The organism is Kaustia mangrovi (genome assembly GCF_015482775.1).
In the GTDB taxonomy this organism is placed as follows: domain Bacteria; phylum Pseudomonadota; class Alphaproteobacteria; order Rhizobiales; family Im1; genus Kaustia; species Kaustia mangrovi.
The window spans coordinates 566,697-582,619 of the sequence record NZ_CP058214.1 but is presented as its reverse complement, the minus strand read 5'-3'; the positions used below and the strand labels follow the sequence as shown (position 1 = coordinate 582,619).

The 15,923-nt window shown below is 65.7% G+C and carries 18 protein-coding genes; 7 read left to right on the top strand and 11 right to left on the bottom strand.

Translation table 11 applies throughout. From position 1 onward, the window contains the following. Positions 1-44: 44 nt before the first annotated feature. From HW532_RS02745 to metC, 3 genes are all read right to left on the bottom strand, one after another. Positions 45-776 carry a DUF899 domain-containing protein gene (locus HW532_RS02745; protein WP_213162954.1) on the bottom strand — a complete coding sequence of 244 codons (732 nt, stop codon included), beginning with the start codon at positions 774-776 and terminating at the stop codon, positions 45-47. Between the two features lie 111 nt (positions 777-887). After that, a complete protein-coding gene (locus HW532_RS02740; protein WP_213162953.1) occupies positions 888-1,412 on the bottom strand; it encodes a CreA family protein in 525 nt (174 codons plus the stop codon). A gap of 80 nt (positions 1,413-1,492) precedes the next feature. Then, entirely contained in the window at positions 1,493-2,674 is a 1,182-nt protein-coding gene (gene metC / locus HW532_RS02735) for a cystathionine beta-lyase (RefSeq protein ID WP_213162952.1), read from the bottom strand. Between the two features lie 368 nt (positions 2,675-3,042). Here metC and HW532_RS02730 point away from each other — a divergent pair, with 368 nt between their 5' ends. From HW532_RS02730 to HW532_RS02710, 5 genes are all read left to right on the top strand, one after another. Then, entirely contained in the window at positions 3,043-4,119 is a 1,077-nt protein-coding gene (locus HW532_RS02730) for an amino acid ABC transporter substrate-binding protein (protein ID WP_213162951.1), read from the top strand. 191 nt (positions 4,120-4,310) lie between these two features. Continuing rightward, on the top strand, positions 4,311-5,498 hold the full coding sequence (locus HW532_RS02725) for an amino acid ABC transporter permease (RefSeq protein WP_213162950.1): 1,188 nt from the start codon (positions 4,311-4,313) through the stop codon (positions 5,496-5,498). A 2-nt stretch (positions 5,499-5,500) separates the two neighbouring features. Continuing rightward, positions 5,501-6,823: an amino acid ABC transporter permease gene (locus tag HW532_RS02720; RefSeq protein ID WP_213162949.1), complete on the top strand. Its 1,323-nt coding sequence runs from the start codon at positions 5,501-5,503 to the stop codon at positions 6,821-6,823. A 13-nt stretch (positions 6,824-6,836) separates the two neighbouring features. Then, complete coding sequence (locus HW532_RS02715; protein WP_213162948.1) at positions 6,837-7,649, top strand: amino acid ABC transporter ATP-binding protein; 813 nt, start codon at positions 6,837-6,839, stop codon at positions 7,647-7,649. A 181-nt stretch (positions 7,650-7,830) separates the two neighbouring features. Next, positions 7,831-8,340: a DUF2165 family protein gene (locus HW532_RS02710; RefSeq protein ID WP_213162947.1), complete on the top strand. Its 510-nt coding sequence runs from the start codon at positions 7,831-7,833 to the stop codon at positions 8,338-8,340. Here the strand turns inward: HW532_RS02710 and HW532_RS02705 are convergent. Then, positions 8,318-9,544, bottom strand: coding sequence for an MFS transporter (locus HW532_RS02705; RefSeq protein WP_213162946.1), 1,227 nt, complete (start codon positions 9,542-9,544; stop codon positions 8,318-8,320). The two genes, HW532_RS02710 and HW532_RS02705, sit on opposite strands and share 23 nt — an antisense overlap. A gap of 101 nt (positions 9,545-9,645) precedes the next feature. Between HW532_RS02705 and HW532_RS02700 the strand changes: the two genes are divergently transcribed. Continuing rightward, positions 9,646-9,849 carry a DUF2905 domain-containing protein gene (locus HW532_RS02700; protein ID WP_213162945.1) on the top strand — a complete coding sequence of 68 codons (204 nt, stop codon included), beginning with the start codon at positions 9,646-9,648 and terminating at the stop codon, positions 9,847-9,849. Positions 9,850-9,859: 10 nt separating this feature from the next. On the opposite strand, the gene HW532_RS02695 is transcribed toward HW532_RS02700, so the two are convergent. The 7 genes from HW532_RS02695 to HW532_RS02665 all read right to left on the bottom strand — a co-directional run bounded on the left by HW532_RS02695 (position 9,860) and on the right by HW532_RS02665 (position 14,589). Then, the gene (locus HW532_RS02695) at positions 9,860-10,387 is read right to left on the bottom strand and encodes a GNAT family N-acetyltransferase (RefSeq protein ID WP_213162944.1); all 528 of its coding nucleotides are present in this window, start codon (positions 10,385-10,387) and stop codon (positions 9,860-9,862) included. 8 nt (positions 10,388-10,395) lie between these two features. Next, positions 10,396-11,256 carry a 3-mercaptopyruvate sulfurtransferase gene (sseA, locus tag HW532_RS02690; RefSeq protein WP_213162943.1) on the bottom strand — a complete coding sequence of 287 codons (861 nt, stop codon included), beginning with the start codon at positions 11,254-11,256 and terminating at the stop codon, positions 10,396-10,398. Positions 11,257-11,284: 28 nt separating this feature from the next. Beyond that, entirely contained in the window at positions 11,285-11,761 is a 477-nt protein-coding gene (locus HW532_RS02685) for a GFA family protein (RefSeq protein ID WP_213162942.1), read from the bottom strand. Between the two features lie 25 nt (positions 11,762-11,786). Then, positions 11,787-12,509 carry an alanyl-tRNA editing protein gene (locus tag HW532_RS02680; protein WP_213162941.1) on the bottom strand — a complete coding sequence of 241 codons (723 nt, stop codon included), beginning with the start codon at positions 12,507-12,509 and terminating at the stop codon, positions 11,787-11,789. Beyond that, a complete protein-coding gene (locus HW532_RS02675) occupies positions 12,506-13,552 on the bottom strand; it encodes a cysteine synthase A (RefSeq protein WP_213162940.1) in 1,047 nt (348 codons plus the stop codon). The genes HW532_RS02680 and HW532_RS02675 overlap by 4 nt, the downstream gene beginning before the upstream one ends. Positions 13,553-13,702: 150 nt before the next feature. Continuing rightward, positions 13,703-14,269, bottom strand: a complete 567-nt coding sequence (locus HW532_RS02670) for a 2OG-Fe(II) oxygenase (protein WP_213162939.1) — start codon at positions 14,267-14,269, stop codon at positions 13,703-13,705. A 92-nt stretch (positions 14,270-14,361) separates the two neighbouring features. Continuing rightward, positions 14,362-14,589, bottom strand: coding sequence for a hypothetical protein (locus HW532_RS02665; RefSeq protein WP_213162938.1), 228 nt, complete (start codon positions 14,587-14,589; stop codon positions 14,362-14,364). A 213-nt stretch (positions 14,590-14,802) separates the two neighbouring features. On the opposite strand from HW532_RS02665, the gene HW532_RS22330 reads away from it, so the two are divergent. Next, positions 14,803-15,744, top strand: a complete 942-nt coding sequence (locus HW532_RS22330; protein WP_213162937.1) for a FecR family protein — start codon at positions 14,803-14,805, stop codon at positions 15,742-15,744. The last annotated feature ends 179 nt before the right edge of the window (positions 15,745-15,923 follow it).

Below are 15,923 nucleotides of genomic sequence, written 5' to 3'. Positions count from 1 at the left end.
CTTTCGGGGATTGTGATGCCCGGTCCTGTTGAGTGGCGAAAGGATCATGCCGCATTGCTTCGACTGTCTTGCGGGTAGTCGTCGTGGCGGCGCACCCAGTCGGTCAGGTTGAAGTTCGGGCCGGTCTCGTTGCGGCCCTTGGGCGTCATGTCGAGAAGCATGTAGGCGCCAAGCACCTCCTCGCCGCCGCGGCCATAGCTCGAATAGGTATGGTAGATCGTGCCGTCGCCGTCCTTGTAGAAGACGCTTGCGCCGGGCTGGTCCGTGATGGCGGCGTCTATCATCTCGTAATTGTAGCGGACCTTGCCGGAGGCTATCTCCTCCGCCGTGTACGACACGTTGAAATCGTAATTGAAATCGCTCGCCCCGGAGGAGGCGAAGCCGAACTGCCAGCCCATGCGCTTGCGATAGGCCTCGAGCTTGTCGATCGGCGCGCGGGCGACGGCGACATAGGTCACATCGTGGTGCTTCAGATGCGTATAGGCGGCATCCGCGTGGTCCGCCCAGAAGGAGCAGCCCACGCAGCCTTGCTCCCAGTCGGGGGCGTACATGAAATGCTGGACGATGAGTTGGCTGCGCCCCTCGAAGAGGTCGCTCAGCGTCTTGTGCCCGTCGACCGTCTCGAAGACGTAGTTCTTCTCCAATTTCACCCAGGGAAGATCCCGGCGCATGGCGGCAAGCCGGTCACGCTGCTTGCTGAACGCCTTCTCCTCCGCGAGCAGGGCCTTGCGTTCCGCGATCCAATCCTCGCGCGAGACGATCCTGTGCTGTGTCACGACGTTTCCTCCTTGTTGCCGGTCGACTTATAGGTTGATATCAACATTAATGAGCGATGTCAAAGGCGGAACGCCGCCGGGGACGGGCAGGCCGTCCCCGGCCGGCCGCGGTCACTCGTCGAGGAAGTCGGCGCAGCGGGCCACGTCCGTCTGGGCGCCCCAGGGCATGATTGCGACGGTGGAGGTGGAATTCTTCGGGCTGCCCTCGATCAGCTTGTCGGAATAGGCGAGGTAGACCAGCACGTTCCGCTCGGGATCGCAGCCGCGCACGATCCGCATCTTCTTGAAGAAGATCGAGCGGCGCTGGCGGAACACCTCGTCGCCCTGCTCGAACCGCTCCTTGATGGAGACCGGCCCGACCTGACGGCAGGCGAGCGAGATGTCGGACAGCTCCTCCGCGAGACCCGCCCAGCCCATCCAGCCGCCCTTTTCCGGCACGGTGAAATGACAGGACACGCCCTCCACGAGCGGGTCGTCGATGGCATAGGTCGCCAGCTTGTGGTCGGGCGAGAGGAACTTCCAGACCGTCGATTTCTTGAAGATGAGCTCGGGGTCGTCGTCCGCGCTCCATGCCGGCGCTGCCGCCGCGAGGAGGGTGGCGAGCGCGCCCGCGATCAGCCAGGGCAGTCGGATCATGTCGTCTCCCTTGTCCGAAAGCCCTTGAGATAGGCGAGGCCGCCGGGACATCAAGGCCCGGCGGCGCCATTGCGCCTGTCTCAGCCCGCCGTCGCGGCGAGCCGCTTGAAGCCTTCGTCGAGATCGGCCTTGAGGTCGTCGGTGTGCTCGAGCCCGATATGGAAGCGCAGGGCCGGGCCCTTGTGCGTCCAGGTGGTCGCGGTGCGGTAGCCCGACGGATTGAACGGAATGACGAGGCTCTCATAGCCGCCCCAGGAGAAGCCCATGCCGAACAGCGAGAGCCCGTCGAGCATGGCGGCCACCGCCTCGCGCGGGGCGGGCTTCAGGACGACGGAGAAGAGGCCCGAGGCGCCGGTGAAGTCGCGCGCCCACAGATTGTGACCCGTCGCGCCGGGAAGGGCCGGATGGAGCACATCCTCGACCTCCGGCCGGCTCTTCAGCCAGTCGGCGATCTCGAGTGCGTTGCGCATGTGCCGCTCCAGGCGGACATCGAGGGTGCGAAGCCCCCTGAGACCCAGATAGGCGTCGTCGGGCCCGGCACATTCCCCGAGCGTGAGATGGGCCTCCTCGAGCTGCGGCCAGATCTCCGCCGTGCCCACAATCGCGCCCAGCATGGCGTCCGAATGGCCCACGATATATTTGGTGGCCGCGGTGACGACGACATCGGCGCCATGCTCGAAGGCGCGGAAGAAGCGCCCGGTCGCCCAGGTGTTGTCGATCAGCACGGAGAGCCCGTGGCGATGGGCCACATCGGCGAGCGCGGGCAGATCCTGGACCTCCATGGTCTGCGATCCTGGGCTCTCCGTATAGAGGAGACGGGTGTTCGGCCTGATGAGCCCGGCAAGTTCTGCCGCGCCGATCCGGGGATCGTAATAGGTCGTCTCCACGCCGAGCCGGGCGAGCATGGTGTCGCAGAAGGCCCGTGCCGGGCGATAGACGGCGTCGGTGACGAGGATATGGTCGCCGGCGCGGACGAGGCCGAGCAGAGCCGTTGTGATGGCGGACAGGCCTGAGGGCGCGAGCCGGGCGTCGTGGCCGCCCTCCAGATCGGCGATGGCGGTGTCGAGCGCGCGCGACGTCGGCGTTCCCCGCCGTCCGTACTTGTAGGGCTGGGCGCCCGACATGAGTGTCTCGACGTCGCGGTAGCGCACCGTCGAGGCATGGTAGACGGCCGGGTTGACGAAGCCGTGCTCGGCATAGTCGTGGCCGGCTGTGACGAGGCGTGTTTCGGGCGCGAGGGTGGAGGGCTTTTCTTTGACCATGGTCCTTCGGGCGATGTGTGGTGCGTGTTGCGGTGGCTGGCTGCCGGGCCGCGCGCCGGGGAGGGCGGCCGTCCGGCAGATCGTGCGGACAATCCCCATCAGTCATAGGACGAAGGCGCCCGACATGAAAACCGCAAATTGCGGATGGCCGGAGGTGTATACTTGACCGCCGGGTCAATTTCCGCTCCGATGCAGGGCAAGGGTGCTGAAGCATCCTTACAGGGAGTAATGACACGAAACCGCCTGCGAATCCCGGCTCGCACCATGTGCGAGGCCGACGGCGGACAGGACCTTGCGACAATGGAGGGGTGCAGGGCTTGTCGGCGCGGAGGCCGCGGGGATTTGCCTGAAAGCGAGAAGGATCCGAGATGAAAAGAAAACTGCTCTCGTTCGTGTTCGGTGCAGCGTTTGGGGTAGCTGCGGTCTCTGCCGCGTCGGCGGCGACGCTCGACGACGTGAAGAGCAAGGGGCATGTGCAGTGTGGGGTGAGCCAGGGACTTCCCGGCTTCTCCAACCCGGACGACAAGGGCAACTGGACAGGAATCGACGTCGATCTGTGCCGGGCGATCGCCGCGGCCATTTTCGGCGACCCGGACAAGGTGAACTACACGCCGCTGTCGGCGAAGGAGCGCTTTACCGCCCTGCAGTCGGGCGAGATCGACGTCCTGTCGCGCAACACGACCTGGACGATGCAGCGCGACACCGCGCTCGGTCTCAACTTCGCCGGCGTGAACTACTATGACGGCCAGGGCTTCATGGTGCGCAAGTCGCTCGGCGTGACCAGCGCGCTGGAACTTGCCGGCGCGGCGGTATGCACCAATACCGGCACCACCACCGAGCTGAACCTCGCCGACTATTTCCGCGCCAACAACATGACCTACGAGGTCGTGGCCTTCGAGAAGGCCGACGAGGTTGTGCGCGCCTATGACGAGGGCCGCTGCGACGTCTATACGACCGACCAGTCGGGCCTTTATGCGCAGAGGCTGAAGCTGACCAATCCGGAAGACCACATGGTCCTGCCGGAGGTCATCTCCAAGGAGCCGCTCGGGCCCGTGGTTCGCCAGGGCGACGACCAGTGGTTCAACATCGTCAAGTGGGTGCTGTTCGCCGCCGTCAATGCCGAGGAGCTCGGCGTGTCGTCGGAGAATGCGGAAGAGTCGATGAAGTCGACCAATCCGTCGATCCGGCGCCTGCTCGGCGTGGAGGGCGATTTCGGCCCGGCCGTCGGCCTGGACAAGAACTGGGCCTATAACGTTATCAAGATGGTCGGCAATTACGGCGAGATGTTCGACCGCAATGTCGGCCCCGATACGCCGCTTGGCATCGCCCGCGGGCTGAATGCCCTGTGGACCAAGGGCGGCATCCAGTACGCCCCCCGATCCGCTAACGGCGGGTGCGGCCATGACGACGAGCCCGGGTGCACGTGTCGCGGACAAGCTCCGTGACCCGGCGCCCGGGCTTTTTTATGGTTATTTCGACATTTGGACTATCTCCGGCAGGCTCTCCGGCCCCGGTCGCCACCACAAAAGAACAGCGGGGCGTGGCGTAGGGAAGAGAGCATCGGTTGGCGCGTGAGGGCTGAGCGCACACGGAGAGGGAGGACGCAATGACGGACTCCTCAAGGGGTGAGTAAATCATGAGTGTTGCAACCCAAGAGGTGCGGCAGCAGAAATCGTCGATCTGGAACGATCCGCGGTTTCGTTCGCTGCTGTCCCAGGTGCTTCTCATCGCGGCCGTGATCTGGCTGGGGTGGGAGGTCATCTCGAATACGATGCGGAATCTCGAGCAGCAGAACATCGCCTCGGGATTCGGCTTTCTGGACACAACGGCCGGCTTCGGCATCAATCAGAGCCTGATCACCTATAGCGAGGAATCAAGTTACGGGCGGGTGTTCGTCGTCGGTCTCCTGAACACGATCCTGGTCTCGTTTCTCGGCATCATCCTCGCGACCATCATCGGCTTCGTCGTCGGGGTCATGAGGCTGTCGAAGAACTGGCTGATCGCGAAGATCGCGGCGGTCTATGTGGAAGTGCTCCGGAACATTCCGCTGCTTCTGCAGATCTTCTTCTGGTACTTCGCTGTCCTGCGCTCCCTGCCGTCGCCGCGGGCGAGCGCCACGGTGCTCGACTCCTTCTTCGTCAACAATCGCGGCCTCTATGTGCCGCGCCCGCTGACCGAGCCCGGTTTCCAGGTGGTCACGGCGCTGTTCCTGATCGGCATCGCCGCCACGGTGGCGATCCGCATCTGGGCGAAGCGCCGCCAGGACCGCACGGGGCAGCAATTCCCCGTCCTGCTGACGGGACTCGGACTGATCGTCGGCCTCCCGGTCGCCGCCTTCCTCGTGCTCGGATCGCCGGTGACGCTCAACTATCCCCAGCTCAAGGGCTTCAACTTCGTCGGCGGCCTGCGGGTCATTCCGGAGTTCGTCGCCATGCTGCTGGCATTGAGCATCTATACGGCGGCCTTCATCGCGGAGATCGTGCGCGCCGGCATCCTGGCGGTGAGCAAGGGGCAGACGGAGGCGGCCTCCGCCCTCGGACTCAGGCCCCGGCCGACCTTGCGGCTGGTGGTCGTCCCCCAGGCGGTGCGCGTGATCATTCCACCGCTCACCAACCAGTATCTCAACCTCACCAAGAACTCCTCTCTGGCGGTCGCCATCGCCTATCCGGAGCTCGTCTCGGTCTTTGCGGGCACCACCCTCAACCAGACCGGCCAGGCGGTGGAGATCATTCTCATGACCATGGCCGTCTATCTGACGCTGTCGCTTCTGACCTCGGCCTTCATGAACTGGTACAATGCCAAGATGGCATTGGTGGAGCGCTGACCATGGCCAATGCACACAACAACGACGCTTTCGTGCGCACGGAGATGGCGCCGACATTGCCGCCGCCGCGTTCTCAGGTCGGCGTGATCGGCTGGATGCGTGCCTCTCTGTTCTCCTCCTGGTGGAACACGATCCTTACGCTTGTCGGCCTGTACATTATCTGGCTCGTTGTGCCGGGTCTCATCCAGTGGGCCTTCGTCGACGCGGTGTGGACGGGGTCGGACCGCGAGGCGTGCCTGGCAAGCGCCGTCGGCCACGAGGTCGGCGCCTGCTGGGCCTTCGTGCGGGCCAAGATCGGGCAGTTCGTCTATGGGCGCTATCCCGATGCCGAGATCTGGCGGGTGAATGTCGCCTATTTCGTCGGAATCGCGGGTCTCATCCCGCTGCTCATCCCGTCGGTGCCCTTCAAGGCGGCCAATGTGATTTTCATGCTCGGCATCTATCCGGTGTTGACGCTGATCCTTCTGACCGGCGGACATTTCGACATCGGCGCCGGCGGCTGGGTGACGCTGGCGGTTTTCCTCGCGATCGCGCTGGCGCTCGTCCTGTTCTTCTCCAGATGGGCGGGGATCATAGACCCCAAGGCGGGGCTCACTGCCTGGGGCGTCGGCTCGGGCGCGCTGGTCGCGCTGGTCGCCGCGCTCAGTGTCGACTGGGGGCTCGCACCCGTGCCGACCTCGCTGTGGGGCGGCCTCCTGGTAACGCTGGTCGTGGCGGTGACCGGCATCGTGGCCTCGCTGCCGATCGGCATCCTGCTCGCTCTCGGGCGGCGCTCGAAAATGCCGGTGGTGCGCCTGTTCTCGATCATGTTCATCGAGTTCTGGCGCGGCGTGCCGCTGATCACGGTGCTGTTCATGGCGAGCGTGATGCTGCCGCTCTTCCTGCCGGAGGGGGTGACCTTCGACAAGCTGCTGCGCTGCCTGATCGGCGTGACGCTGTTCGCCGCCGCCTATATGGCGGAGGTCGTGCGCGGCGGGCTGCAGGCCATCCCCCGCGGGCAGTACGAGGGCGCGCAGGCCATGGGGCTCAGCTACTGGAAGATGATGGGGCTCGTCGTTCTGCCCCAGGCCCTCAAGCTGGTCATTCCGGGCATCGTCAACACCTTCATCGGCCTGTTCAAGGACACGACGCTGGTGCTGATCATCGGGCTCTTCGACCTTCTGGGAATCATCCAGCTCAACTTCACCGACGCGAACTGGTCGACGCCGACGACCGGACACACCGGCTATGCCTTCGCGGCGGCGGTGTTCTGGATCTTCTGCTTCGGCATGTCGCGCTATTCGATCTTCATGGAGCACCGCCTGAGCGCGGGCGAGCGGCGATAAGGGAATGTGAACAATGGCCAGTACGAATGTTGCTGCAGAGAGCGCGAAGGATGCGGGCTCGGCAATCGACAAGTCGGGCTTCCAGGTTTCCGACGACGTCGCCATCCAGATCGTGGGCATGAACAAGTGGTTCGGCGATTTCCACGTGCTTCGCGATATCAACCTCACCGTCCACAAGGGCGAACGCATCGTGATCTGCGGCCCGTCCGGCTCGGGCAAGTCGACGCTCATCCGCTGCATCAACCGGCTGGAGGAGCATCAGGCGGGCCAGATCGTCGTCGACGGAATCGAGCTGTCCGACGATTTGAAGAAGATCGACGAGATCCGGCGCGAAGTGGGCATGGTGTTCCAGCACTTCAACCTGTTCCCGCATCTCACCATCCTGCAGAACTGCACGCTGGCGCCGATCTGGGTGCGCAAGATGCCGCGCAGGGAGGCTGAGGAGGCTGCCATGACTTATCTGGAGCGGGTCAAGATCCCCGAGCAGGCCAACAAGTATCCCGGCCAGCTCTCCGGCGGCCAGCAGCAGCGCGTCGCCATCGCGCGGGCGCTGTGCATGAACCCGCGCATCATGCTGTTCGACGAGCCGACCTCGGCGCTCGACCCGGAGATGATCAAGGAGGTGCTCGACGTGATGGTCGATCTCGCCCAGTCGGGCATGACCATGATCTGCGTGACCCACGAGATGGGCTTTGCCCGACAGGTCGCGAACCGCGTCATCTTTATGGACGAGGGGCAGATCATCGAGCAGAACGAGCCGGAAGAGTTCTTCACCAACCCGAAGAGCGACCGGACCAAGCTGTTCCTGAGCCAGATCCTGCATTAGGGCTCATAGCTGCCCCCGCGCGATGGCCCCCGGCAGCCTGTCGGGCGTCCGCGATAGGTGGCGAGTCTTGCATGACAGTTGGGGACTGAACCGTTTTTCCGGCCATCGTGGGGTGTTCCTGCGATGGCCGGTCGACTAGTATCTCGGCCCTTTCCAATCGTCGAACCGAGGGAGAGAGGGGATGACGATACGGCTTTCGAAGGCGCTTCTCGTCTTGCTGATCGGCCTGTTCGCGCTGCTGGTCGGAGCGAACAACATTGTCGACTACGAGTCCAATTTCGCCTTCGTCCAGCATGTCCTGTCCATGGACACGACCTTTCCGGACAATGCCCTGATGTGGCGCGCGATCACCGACGAGACGGTGCACCATGCCGCCTATTGGCTGATTATCATTGGCGAGCTGGTGACGGGTGGCCTGTGCGTGCTCGGCGCGCTGGCCCTGCTTGCCGCGTCGCGGAGCGATGCCGACCGCTTCAACGCGGCCAAGCGGCTTGCGGTCTGCGGGCTCACCCTCGGCTTCGCACTGTGGTTCTTCGGCTTCATGACGGTCGGGGCGGAATGGTTCCTCATGTGGCAGTCGCAGACCTGGAACGGCCAGCAGGCCGCCTTCCGCTTCATCGTCTGCATCGGCCTCGTGCTCGTCTATCTCAACGCCCGCGACGGCGAGCTCAGGCGGTCGCCAGCCGGGTGAGCCTCGGTCCGAGCAGGGCCATCCAGCCTGCTGTGGCGAAGGAATAGATCGCCATGGCGAGAAGCTGCGTCTCCAGCGCCACGCCGGCATCGATCAGGATGCCGGTCAACGCCGGCGACAGGGCGGAGCCGAAGACCACGCCGGAGACGACGACGGACCGGATCGCGCCGAGATGCCGCGTGCCGTAGAGCTCGGCCCACAGCGCGCCCTGGACCGTCGCCGCGCTGCCGAGCACCAGCCCGACAAGCGCCATGACCACGGGCAGCACGAAGGGGTTCGCCGCATAGGCGAGGACGAGCGCGGAGAGCCCCAGGGGCACGAGCAGGGCGGGCAGGAGGTGGCGTGCGCCGATCCGGTCCACAAGCCAGCCCGCGGTCAGCGCGGAGACGACATTGGCGCCGGCGAGGATCGGGAAGCTCGCCGCGAACCACGACAGCTCCCAGCCCTTGATCTCCACGATCACCGCCTGGTTGAAGAAGATGGCGGTCAGGATGAAGGGCGGTGCGAGGATGCCCGGCATCAGGGCGTAGAAGAGCGGACTCTTCAGCACTTCGCCGCGCGTCCATTCGTGCCGGGGAGGCGTCCCGTCGTCGCTTTCGCCCGTGCGCTGGAGGGTCGCCCCGGGCTTGCGCTCATGGCCGAGCAGGGCGATCAGTGCGGGCACGGCGAGCACGACGAGGGCAGCGGCGGCGAGAACCCATGTCTGGCGCCAGCCGACGAGGCCGATGGCCGCGACCGCGAGGATCGGGAACGCCGCCTCGCTTGCGGAGAGGCCGAGCGCGGCGATGGAAACCGCGCGCCCGCGCTTGCGGTTGAACCAGCGGCCCATGGCCGTCATGGCCACATGGGTGAGCATGCCCTGGCCAAAGAATCTGAGGCCGAAGAACGCCACGGCGAGCGTCCAGGCGGAGGCGACCGAGGCCATGAGCAGGGATGTCGCGGCAAGGCCGCCCATGACCCCGACGCCGAGCCAGCGTATGGAGACGGTGTCGGCGAACTTGCCCGCCCAGGTCAGCAGCGCGGCGCTCGCCAGCGTGCCGATCATGTAGAGCGTGCCGACATCGCCGTCGCTCATCGAGAGGTCGGCCTTCAGATGGCCGGTGAACAGGGCGATGAAATAGGTCTGGCCGAAGCCCGAGCACAGGGTGAGGAGGAAGCCGCTCGAGAGCCATCGCAGTTCGGGACGCAGATCGGGCGCGAGCATGGTCGGGCAGGTCCTCTTCTGTCGGCGGGTATCGGTCGGCGAGCGGCCGGGCGGGGAGGGTGGCTTGATCGGCTTAAGAGGCGTCCTATCTTCCGGGTATCATGGGTAAACTTCTGATCATCTTCGGGCTGATCCTCGTCACCGCCGGCCTCCTCTGGCCGCTGCTCGCCCGGATCGGCCTGGGGCATCTGCCCGGCGACATCGTGATCGAGAGGGAGGGCTTCACCCTCTACCTGCCGCTTGCCTCATCGCTCGTGATCAGCGCGGCGCTGTCGCTCGTCCTCTGGCTGATCGGGCGGTTCTGAGGGCCGCGCGTCAGGCGGTGTCCGGCACCTCCATGGTCTTGTCCTCCTGGGCATAGGGCACGAACCCCATGCGCTGGTAGAGCGCGAGGGCGCGGGGATGGTCGAGCGTGCAGGTCTCCACCCGCACGCGCTCAGGGCCCTTGGCCCAGGCCGTGCCGATCGCCTCCGCCAGAAGCCATTTGCCCACGCCCTGGCCCTGGAAATCGGGGACGATGCCGAAATAGGCGAGCCAGACCTCCTCCGGCTTGCGCGCGTCGATCTCGAAGAAGCCGGCCGGCACGCCGTGGCCGTAGGCGACGAAGACCTCCACATTCTCGTCGTGGATGATGTTCGCCAGCGCCTCGTCGCTCAGCACCTTGCGGTCGATCCAGTAAAGGCCCGTCCCCACCGTGTCGTAGAGATAGCGGTAGAAGTGCACCGGAATCTCCTCCGCCCGCATCAGCGCGACCTTCAGGTTGACCGGCGGGTGGATGTCGACGAGCGACGGCTGCTCGGTCATCTCCAGGAAGGTGACGACGGTGTCGATGGTGCGGGTCATGGGGCCCCTCAATCTCCCGTGGTCACGGGCAGGGCGGTATCGGCGCCCCATTCCGCCCACGAGCCGTCATAGAGCGCGTTGTCGCGATGGCCGGCGAGATCGAGGCCCAGCGTGAGGATGGCCGCGGTGACGCCGGAGCCGCAGCTCGTGACGACCGGACGGGAGAGATCGACGCCGGCGTCGGCGAAGACCGCGCGGATGTCCTGTGCGCTCTTCATTGTGCCGTCCGCATTGAGAAGCTTTGCGTAATGCACGTTGCAGGCGCCGGGCATGTGGCCGGACCGCAGCTCCGCGCGGGGCTCGGGCTCGCTGCCGGAAAAGCGCGAGGGCGAGCGCGCATCGGCGACCTGCGCGCGCCCCGTTTCGAGGGCATGCGCGACCTCCGTCTTGTCGCGCACCAGCATGGACTGGAAGCGGGCCGTGAAGTGGCGCTCCTGGCGCGGGGCGGGATCGCCCTCTTCGAGCGGGCGGTCCTCCGCCTTCCATTTCTTCAGCCCGCCGTCGAGCACCGCCACGTCGTTGTGGCCGAAGACCTTGAACATCCACCAGGCGCGCGCGGCCGAATAGATGCCCTTGCTGTCGTAGCACACGACGCGCTTGCCGTCGCCGATGCCGAGCCGCCGCATGCGCGCGGAGAACGCCTCCGCCGGCGGCAGCATGTGGGGCAGCGGATTGTCCTTGTCGGAGACCTCGTCGATATCGAAGAACAGGGCGCCCGGAATGTGCTCGGCGAGATAGTCCGCGCGCGCATCGCGGTTTTCCGTCGGCAGGTGCCACGACGCGTCGAGCACCACGAGATCGGGTGCGTTCAGATGGCTCTGGAGCCAGTCGGTGGAGACCAGATTGTCCTCACGATCGGGTGCCGCCATGGTCGCCGTTTCTCTCCTTGGTCGGTGGTCAAGCGTTGTCGAGAAGGCCGTGGGTCCTGTGCCAGTCCTCAAGGGACTGGTCCGGATAGCCGTCAAAATAGCGGTCGCCCTCGACGCGTTCGGGCTTCGCCCAGTCGGCCGCATGGGCCAGCATGATATGCACCGTCTCCGGTGGGGTGGGAAGCGGCGTGTCGATGGCGGAGGCGAAGGGGTGGACGAGCTCCGGCCAGCGCGGATCTGAGACCCAGAGCGCGCTGCCGCAATGCCGGCAGAAGCGGCGCTCGCCGGGGCTCTCCTCGCCATCGATCACGGCGTGGAACATGGCGATCGCGTCCTCGCCCTCCACCGTCAGCGTGTCGGCTCTCGCGCCGAGATTGATCGCATAGCCGCCACCGCCCGCCGTCTTGCGGCAGATGGAACAGTAGCAGCGCATATAGGGGCAGGGCGCGTACGCCTTGAGCGAGAAGCGCACCGCGCCGCAACGGCAGGATCCCTCAAGCTTCATTCCGTTCTCCTCCGCGCCGTCCCGGTCAATCCGCGAATGCGACCCGCACCCGGCGGTTCTGGCGCCCCTTCTTCTCGATCTTGGCGACCACGACAGTGCCGATCTCCGCCGTCGAGGCGACATGGGTGCCGCCGCAGGGCTGGAGGTCGACCGCGCCGGCCTCCCCGATGGCGACGAGGCGTACGCGGCCGGAGCCCATGGGCGGCTTGACCGACATGGTGCGCACGAGCTCGGGCTGGGCGGCGAGCTCCTCGTCCGCGATCCAGCGTTCGCTCACGCCATGATCCTCGCCGATGAGCGCGTTGAGCTGCCGGGTCAGCTCCTCCTTGTCGGCAAGGCTCGCATCCTGGATGTCGAAGTCGAGCCGCGCGGCATCCGCGCCGATCTGGCCGCCGGTGACGGGAAAGGGGAGCACCGCACACAGGAGATGGAGGCAGGTATGCATGCGCATGTGGCGATGCCGACGCTCCCAGTCGAGCACCGCGCGCACGGGCGTTCCGGGCTCGGGCAGGTCCGCGCCCTCGGCCGGTACATGGACGATCTCGCGCGCCTCGTCATAGACGGTGGTGGCAATGGGCACGGTGCCGAGCCCCTCGACCTCCAGAAGGCCGCAATCGCCGGGCTGGCCACCACCCGTCGCATAGAAGATCGTACGGTCGAGCACGATGCCGCCGCGCTCGTTGACCCCCACGACCTTGGCCTCCACGTCGCGGGCATAGGGAGTGTCGCGGAAGACGAGCTCGGTCATGCCTCCACCTCTTCGAAGACGGTCGGGATGCCGGTGGGGCCGCGTTCCATCCATTCCGGTACGGGCAGGCCCTTCTCGCGCAGGAAGGCCGGGTTGAAGAGCTTGGACTGGTAGCGCGTGCCATGGTCGCACAGGAGCGTCACGATGGTGTGGCTGGGCCCCAGCTCGCGCGCGAGCCGGATGGCGCCGGCGACATTGATGCCGCTCGAGCCGCCGACGCACAGGCCCTCATGGACCAGGAGGTCGAAGATCACCGGCAGCGCCTCGGCATCCGGGATCTGGTAGGCCATGTCGACGGCGGCACCCTCGATGTTCTTCGTGATGCGGCCCTGGCCGATGCCCTCGGTGATGGAGGAGCCTTCCGCCTTCAGCTCGCCATGGGCGTAGAAATTGTAGAGCGCCGCGCCCATGGGATCGGCGAGCGCGATCTTCACGTCGCTGCTGTATTCCTTCAGCCGGTCGCTGATGCCGCCGAGCGTGCCGCCCGAACCGACGGCGGACACGAAGCCGTCCACCTTGCCGTCGGTCTGCTCCCAGATCTCCACCGCCGTCGTCTCGTAATGGGCGCGCCGGTTGGCGACATTGTCGAACTGGTTCGCCCAGATCGCGCCGTTCGGCTCGCGCGCATTCATCGTCTCGGCGAGGCGGGCGGAATATTTCACGTAGTTGTTCGGGTTCCGGTAGGGGACCGCCGGCACTTCCACCAGCTCCGCGCCCATGAGGCGCAGCGTGTCCTTCTTCTCCTGCGACTGGGTTTCGGGGATCACGATGACGGTGCGGAAGCCCAGCGCGTTGTCGACCATGGCGAGCCCGATGCCGGTATTGCCGGCGGTGCCTTCCACCACCACGCCGCCGGGCGAGAGCTTGCCCTTCTCCAGCGCGTCCTTGATGATGAACAGGGCCGCGCGGTCCTTCACCGACTGGCCCGGATTCATGAACTCCGCCTTGCCGAGGATCGTGCATCCGGTCAGCTCGGAGGCCTGCTTGAGCTTGATGAGCGGCGTGTTGCCGATCGCGTCGATTACGCTGTTCCTGATATCCATTGCCGGCTTCTGATCATTTGTGGGCATGGGGTCGCGTCCGCCATGACGGAACGTCCACGCCGTGCGGGAAGAGGCGCGTGCCTGTCGGGCTTCAAACCTACCCATGCGCCGGCGGCGAGGCAAGCCGCCTTGACGTCTTGCGGGGGGTGGTCAGAACCTGCGGTGGATGAAGGTCGTGCAGACATATTTCGGGCCGCTTTCCGGCGGTGCGCCGCGGTGGCGGTAGGTCCAGCCCACGGGAAAGAAGGCGAGGCGGCCCTCCTCGGGCTTGATGCTCATGGCCTGGTCCTCGAACTCGGTATGGCCGCCCTTGTCCACCGTGTTGAAGTACCACTGGACAGCCAGGCAGCGGGTCTGGTTCTGCGAGGAGTTGCAGTCGATATGCCAGGAGAACTGGCCGCCGACCTCGTATTTCTTGATGCGCAGGGGCTCGGCATGGAGGTCCTTGTGGTCGCTGCCGGCGAGGAATTTCACATCCGCCTGATAGTGCCCGAGCCACTGGCCGAGGCTCGCCTGGAGGGCCTGCTTGACGTCGCTCCAGCCGTCGTCGGGCAGGATCAGCTCGCTGGTCTGCTTGCCGGCGAGGTCGACCTCCGGGCCCATATTTCCGGAGACCTTGCCGACAACCACGCGCCGGTCGCCGTCGAACCGGGCGATGATGTCCCGGCACAGCTTCGGATCGAGCGCGTCGTCGTACCAGCGGATGAATGGATCCATGGCCCCGTTCCCTTCTCGCGAGAGCATCCCGTCTCTGGCCGGCCATGTTCGGTGCCGGGCGTGCGCGCGTCAACCCGGCCCGGCGGGGCCTGTCAGCCCCTGAGCGAGCGGCGCGCCCTGTCCGGCGCCCCGGGGCGATAGGCAGGATCGAGCCGTGCCACGATGCATTCGGCGACCGGCAGGTAAGTGCTGTTCGGCATGTGGAACCACCGCAGGAACGCAGCCGTGTCGAGCGCGCCGGACAGATAGAGATCGAGCACGTTTCTGGAGAAGGGGTGCAGTCTTTCCGGGAGGCAGGACCCGATCCGGTCGCGGTTCATCTTGCAGTTCCCCGGTTTTCCACCCAAGGAGACACAGTATATGCGGGATCTTGCGGGCTATCCATCAGTCTCCATGCCGATACCGGCGGGGCGTGCAGAAGCTTTTTTGACTACCGGCAGTATAGCAGAAAAGGTGATGCGTTATTTCGAAATTTAGGATAATCTGAAAGTTCTTTGGAAAAACAAAGACCGGGGCGAACCAGGAGGTTCGCTATGCGTTGGGGGAGCTTTCGCGCAGCCATCTGCGCCATGCCGGCCCTGGTTCTGACCGCAGCGAGCGGGCAGACGGCACCGGAAATGATCGGACGAGCCGTCTCGATCGAGAATGTCGTCGTGAGATCCGCGTCGGGCGGGGCGGTCCGATTGAAGACCGGGGACGGTGTCCATTTCAGGGATCGCATCAGGGCCCGGTCGCAGAGCCGGGGCCAGATCGAGTTCCTCGATTCAACCAAGATTGTCGTGGGGCCGGGGGCACAGATCGTGCTCGACGAGTTCGTCTACACCCCGCGCGGCACCGTGAAGTCGGCGACGGTGACGGCGCTCAAGGGCGCATTCCGTTTCATCAGTGGGTCGAGCCCGAGCCAAGCCTATCACATACGCAGTCCCGCCTCGACCATGGGCATTCAGGGCACAGCCTTCGACATGTATGTCGGACGCGGCGGCCAGACGGCCGTCATGATCCTGAAGGGCCGAATCCGCGTGTGCGACCGGGCCCAGAGATGCCGTGTGCTCGACAATCCCTGCGAGATGGCGGTGGTCGATGCCCGGCGCGGCTTCGTGGAGGAGGGCCGGGGGATCGAGAAGCCGGTGATTGGATCGCTGTCCATGGCGGCGGCCTTTCCGTTCCTGACCGGCCAGAGAAACCTGGTGTCGCGCTTCCGCGTTGGCGGTGCGCCGCGCTGTGCCAACATCCTGCGGCGTGCCGGGGCGGCACCGTCGTCGCCGGCTCGCGCCGAGCCTGCATCCGCACCGGCGGGCCCTGCCTCCGGCATCAGCGGCGGACCAGGAAATCCGGGCAATAACAAGGGTGTCGGCGGGGCCGGCGAATCGCCGGGCGGCGGCGGTTTCGGCGGCGGCGATGTCGGTCGTGGCGATACGGCCGGTGGTGGCCGGGGCAACGGGCGCGGTGGCGGACGCGGCGGCGGGCGTCCATAGGCGCGCATCGCTGCCCGGTGTGGCCGCGCTCTCTTCTCCCCGATTCATGCGGCCTGGATGCCTGTCGTCCGGGCCGCTTCTCATATCCGCCTCCCGGATTTCCACGCTACCGAATTGATCTTGAGAATATTCAGATTGTTTGGATGTTGTTTTTCCCTAGAATTGTCAGCTCGTCCTGT

Bases quoted from the DNA above. Each gene is read 5' to 3' on its own strand.
- HW532_RS02740 (WP_213162953.1), bottom strand. From the start codon at position 1,412: ATGATCCGACTGCCCTGGCTGATCGCGGGCGCGCTCGCCACCCTCCTC.
- HW532_RS02720 (WP_213162949.1), top strand. From the start codon at position 5,501: ATGGCCAATGCACACAACAACGACGCTTTCGTGCGCACGGAGATGGCG.
- HW532_RS22330 (WP_213162937.1), top strand. From the start codon at position 14,803: ATGCGTTGGGGGAGCTTTCGCGCAGCCATCTGCGCCATGCCGGCCCTG.
- HW532_RS02665 (WP_213162938.1), bottom strand. From the start codon at position 14,589: ATGAACCGCGACCGGATCGGGTCCTGCCTCCCGGAAAGACTGCACCCC.
- HW532_RS02670 (WP_213162939.1), bottom strand. From the start codon at position 14,269: ATGGATCCATTCATCCGCTGGTACGACGACGCGCTCGATCCGAAGCTG.
- HW532_RS02715 (WP_213162948.1), top strand. From the start codon at position 6,837: ATGGCCAGTACGAATGTTGCTGCAGAGAGCGCGAAGGATGCGGGCTCG.
- HW532_RS02675 (WP_213162940.1), bottom strand. From the start codon at position 13,552: ATGGATATCAGGAACAGCGTAATCGACGCGATCGGCAACACGCCGCTC.
- HW532_RS02685 (WP_213162942.1), bottom strand. From the start codon at position 11,761: ATGAAGCTTGAGGGATCCTGCCGTTGCGGCGCGGTGCGCTTCTCGCTC.
- HW532_RS02730 (WP_213162951.1), top strand. From the start codon at position 3,043: ATGAAAAGAAAACTGCTCTCGTTCGTGTTCGGTGCAGCGTTTGGGGTA.
- HW532_RS02695 (WP_213162944.1), bottom strand. From the start codon at position 10,387: ATGACCCGCACCATCGACACCGTCGTCACCTTCCTGGAGATGACCGAG.
- sseA (WP_213162943.1), bottom strand. From the start codon at position 11,256: ATGGCGGCACCCGATCGTGAGGACAATCTGGTCTCCACCGACTGGCTC.
- HW532_RS02725 (WP_213162950.1), top strand. From the start codon at position 4,311: ATGAGTGTTGCAACCCAAGAGGTGCGGCAGCAGAAATCGTCGATCTGG.
- HW532_RS02680 (WP_213162941.1), bottom strand. From the start codon at position 12,509: ATGACCGAGCTCGTCTTCCGCGACACTCCCTATGCCCGCGACGTGGAG.
- metC (WP_213162952.1), bottom strand. From the start codon at position 2,674: ATGGTCAAAGAAAAGCCCTCCACCCTCGCGCCCGAAACACGCCTCGTC.
- HW532_RS02710 (WP_213162947.1), top strand. From the start codon at position 7,831: ATGACGATACGGCTTTCGAAGGCGCTTCTCGTCTTGCTGATCGGCCTG.
- HW532_RS02700 (WP_213162945.1), top strand. From the start codon at position 9,646: ATGGGTAAACTTCTGATCATCTTCGGGCTGATCCTCGTCACCGCCGGC.
- HW532_RS02705 (WP_213162946.1), bottom strand. From the start codon at position 9,544: ATGCTCGCGCCCGATCTGCGTCCCGAACTGCGATGGCTCTCGAGCGGC.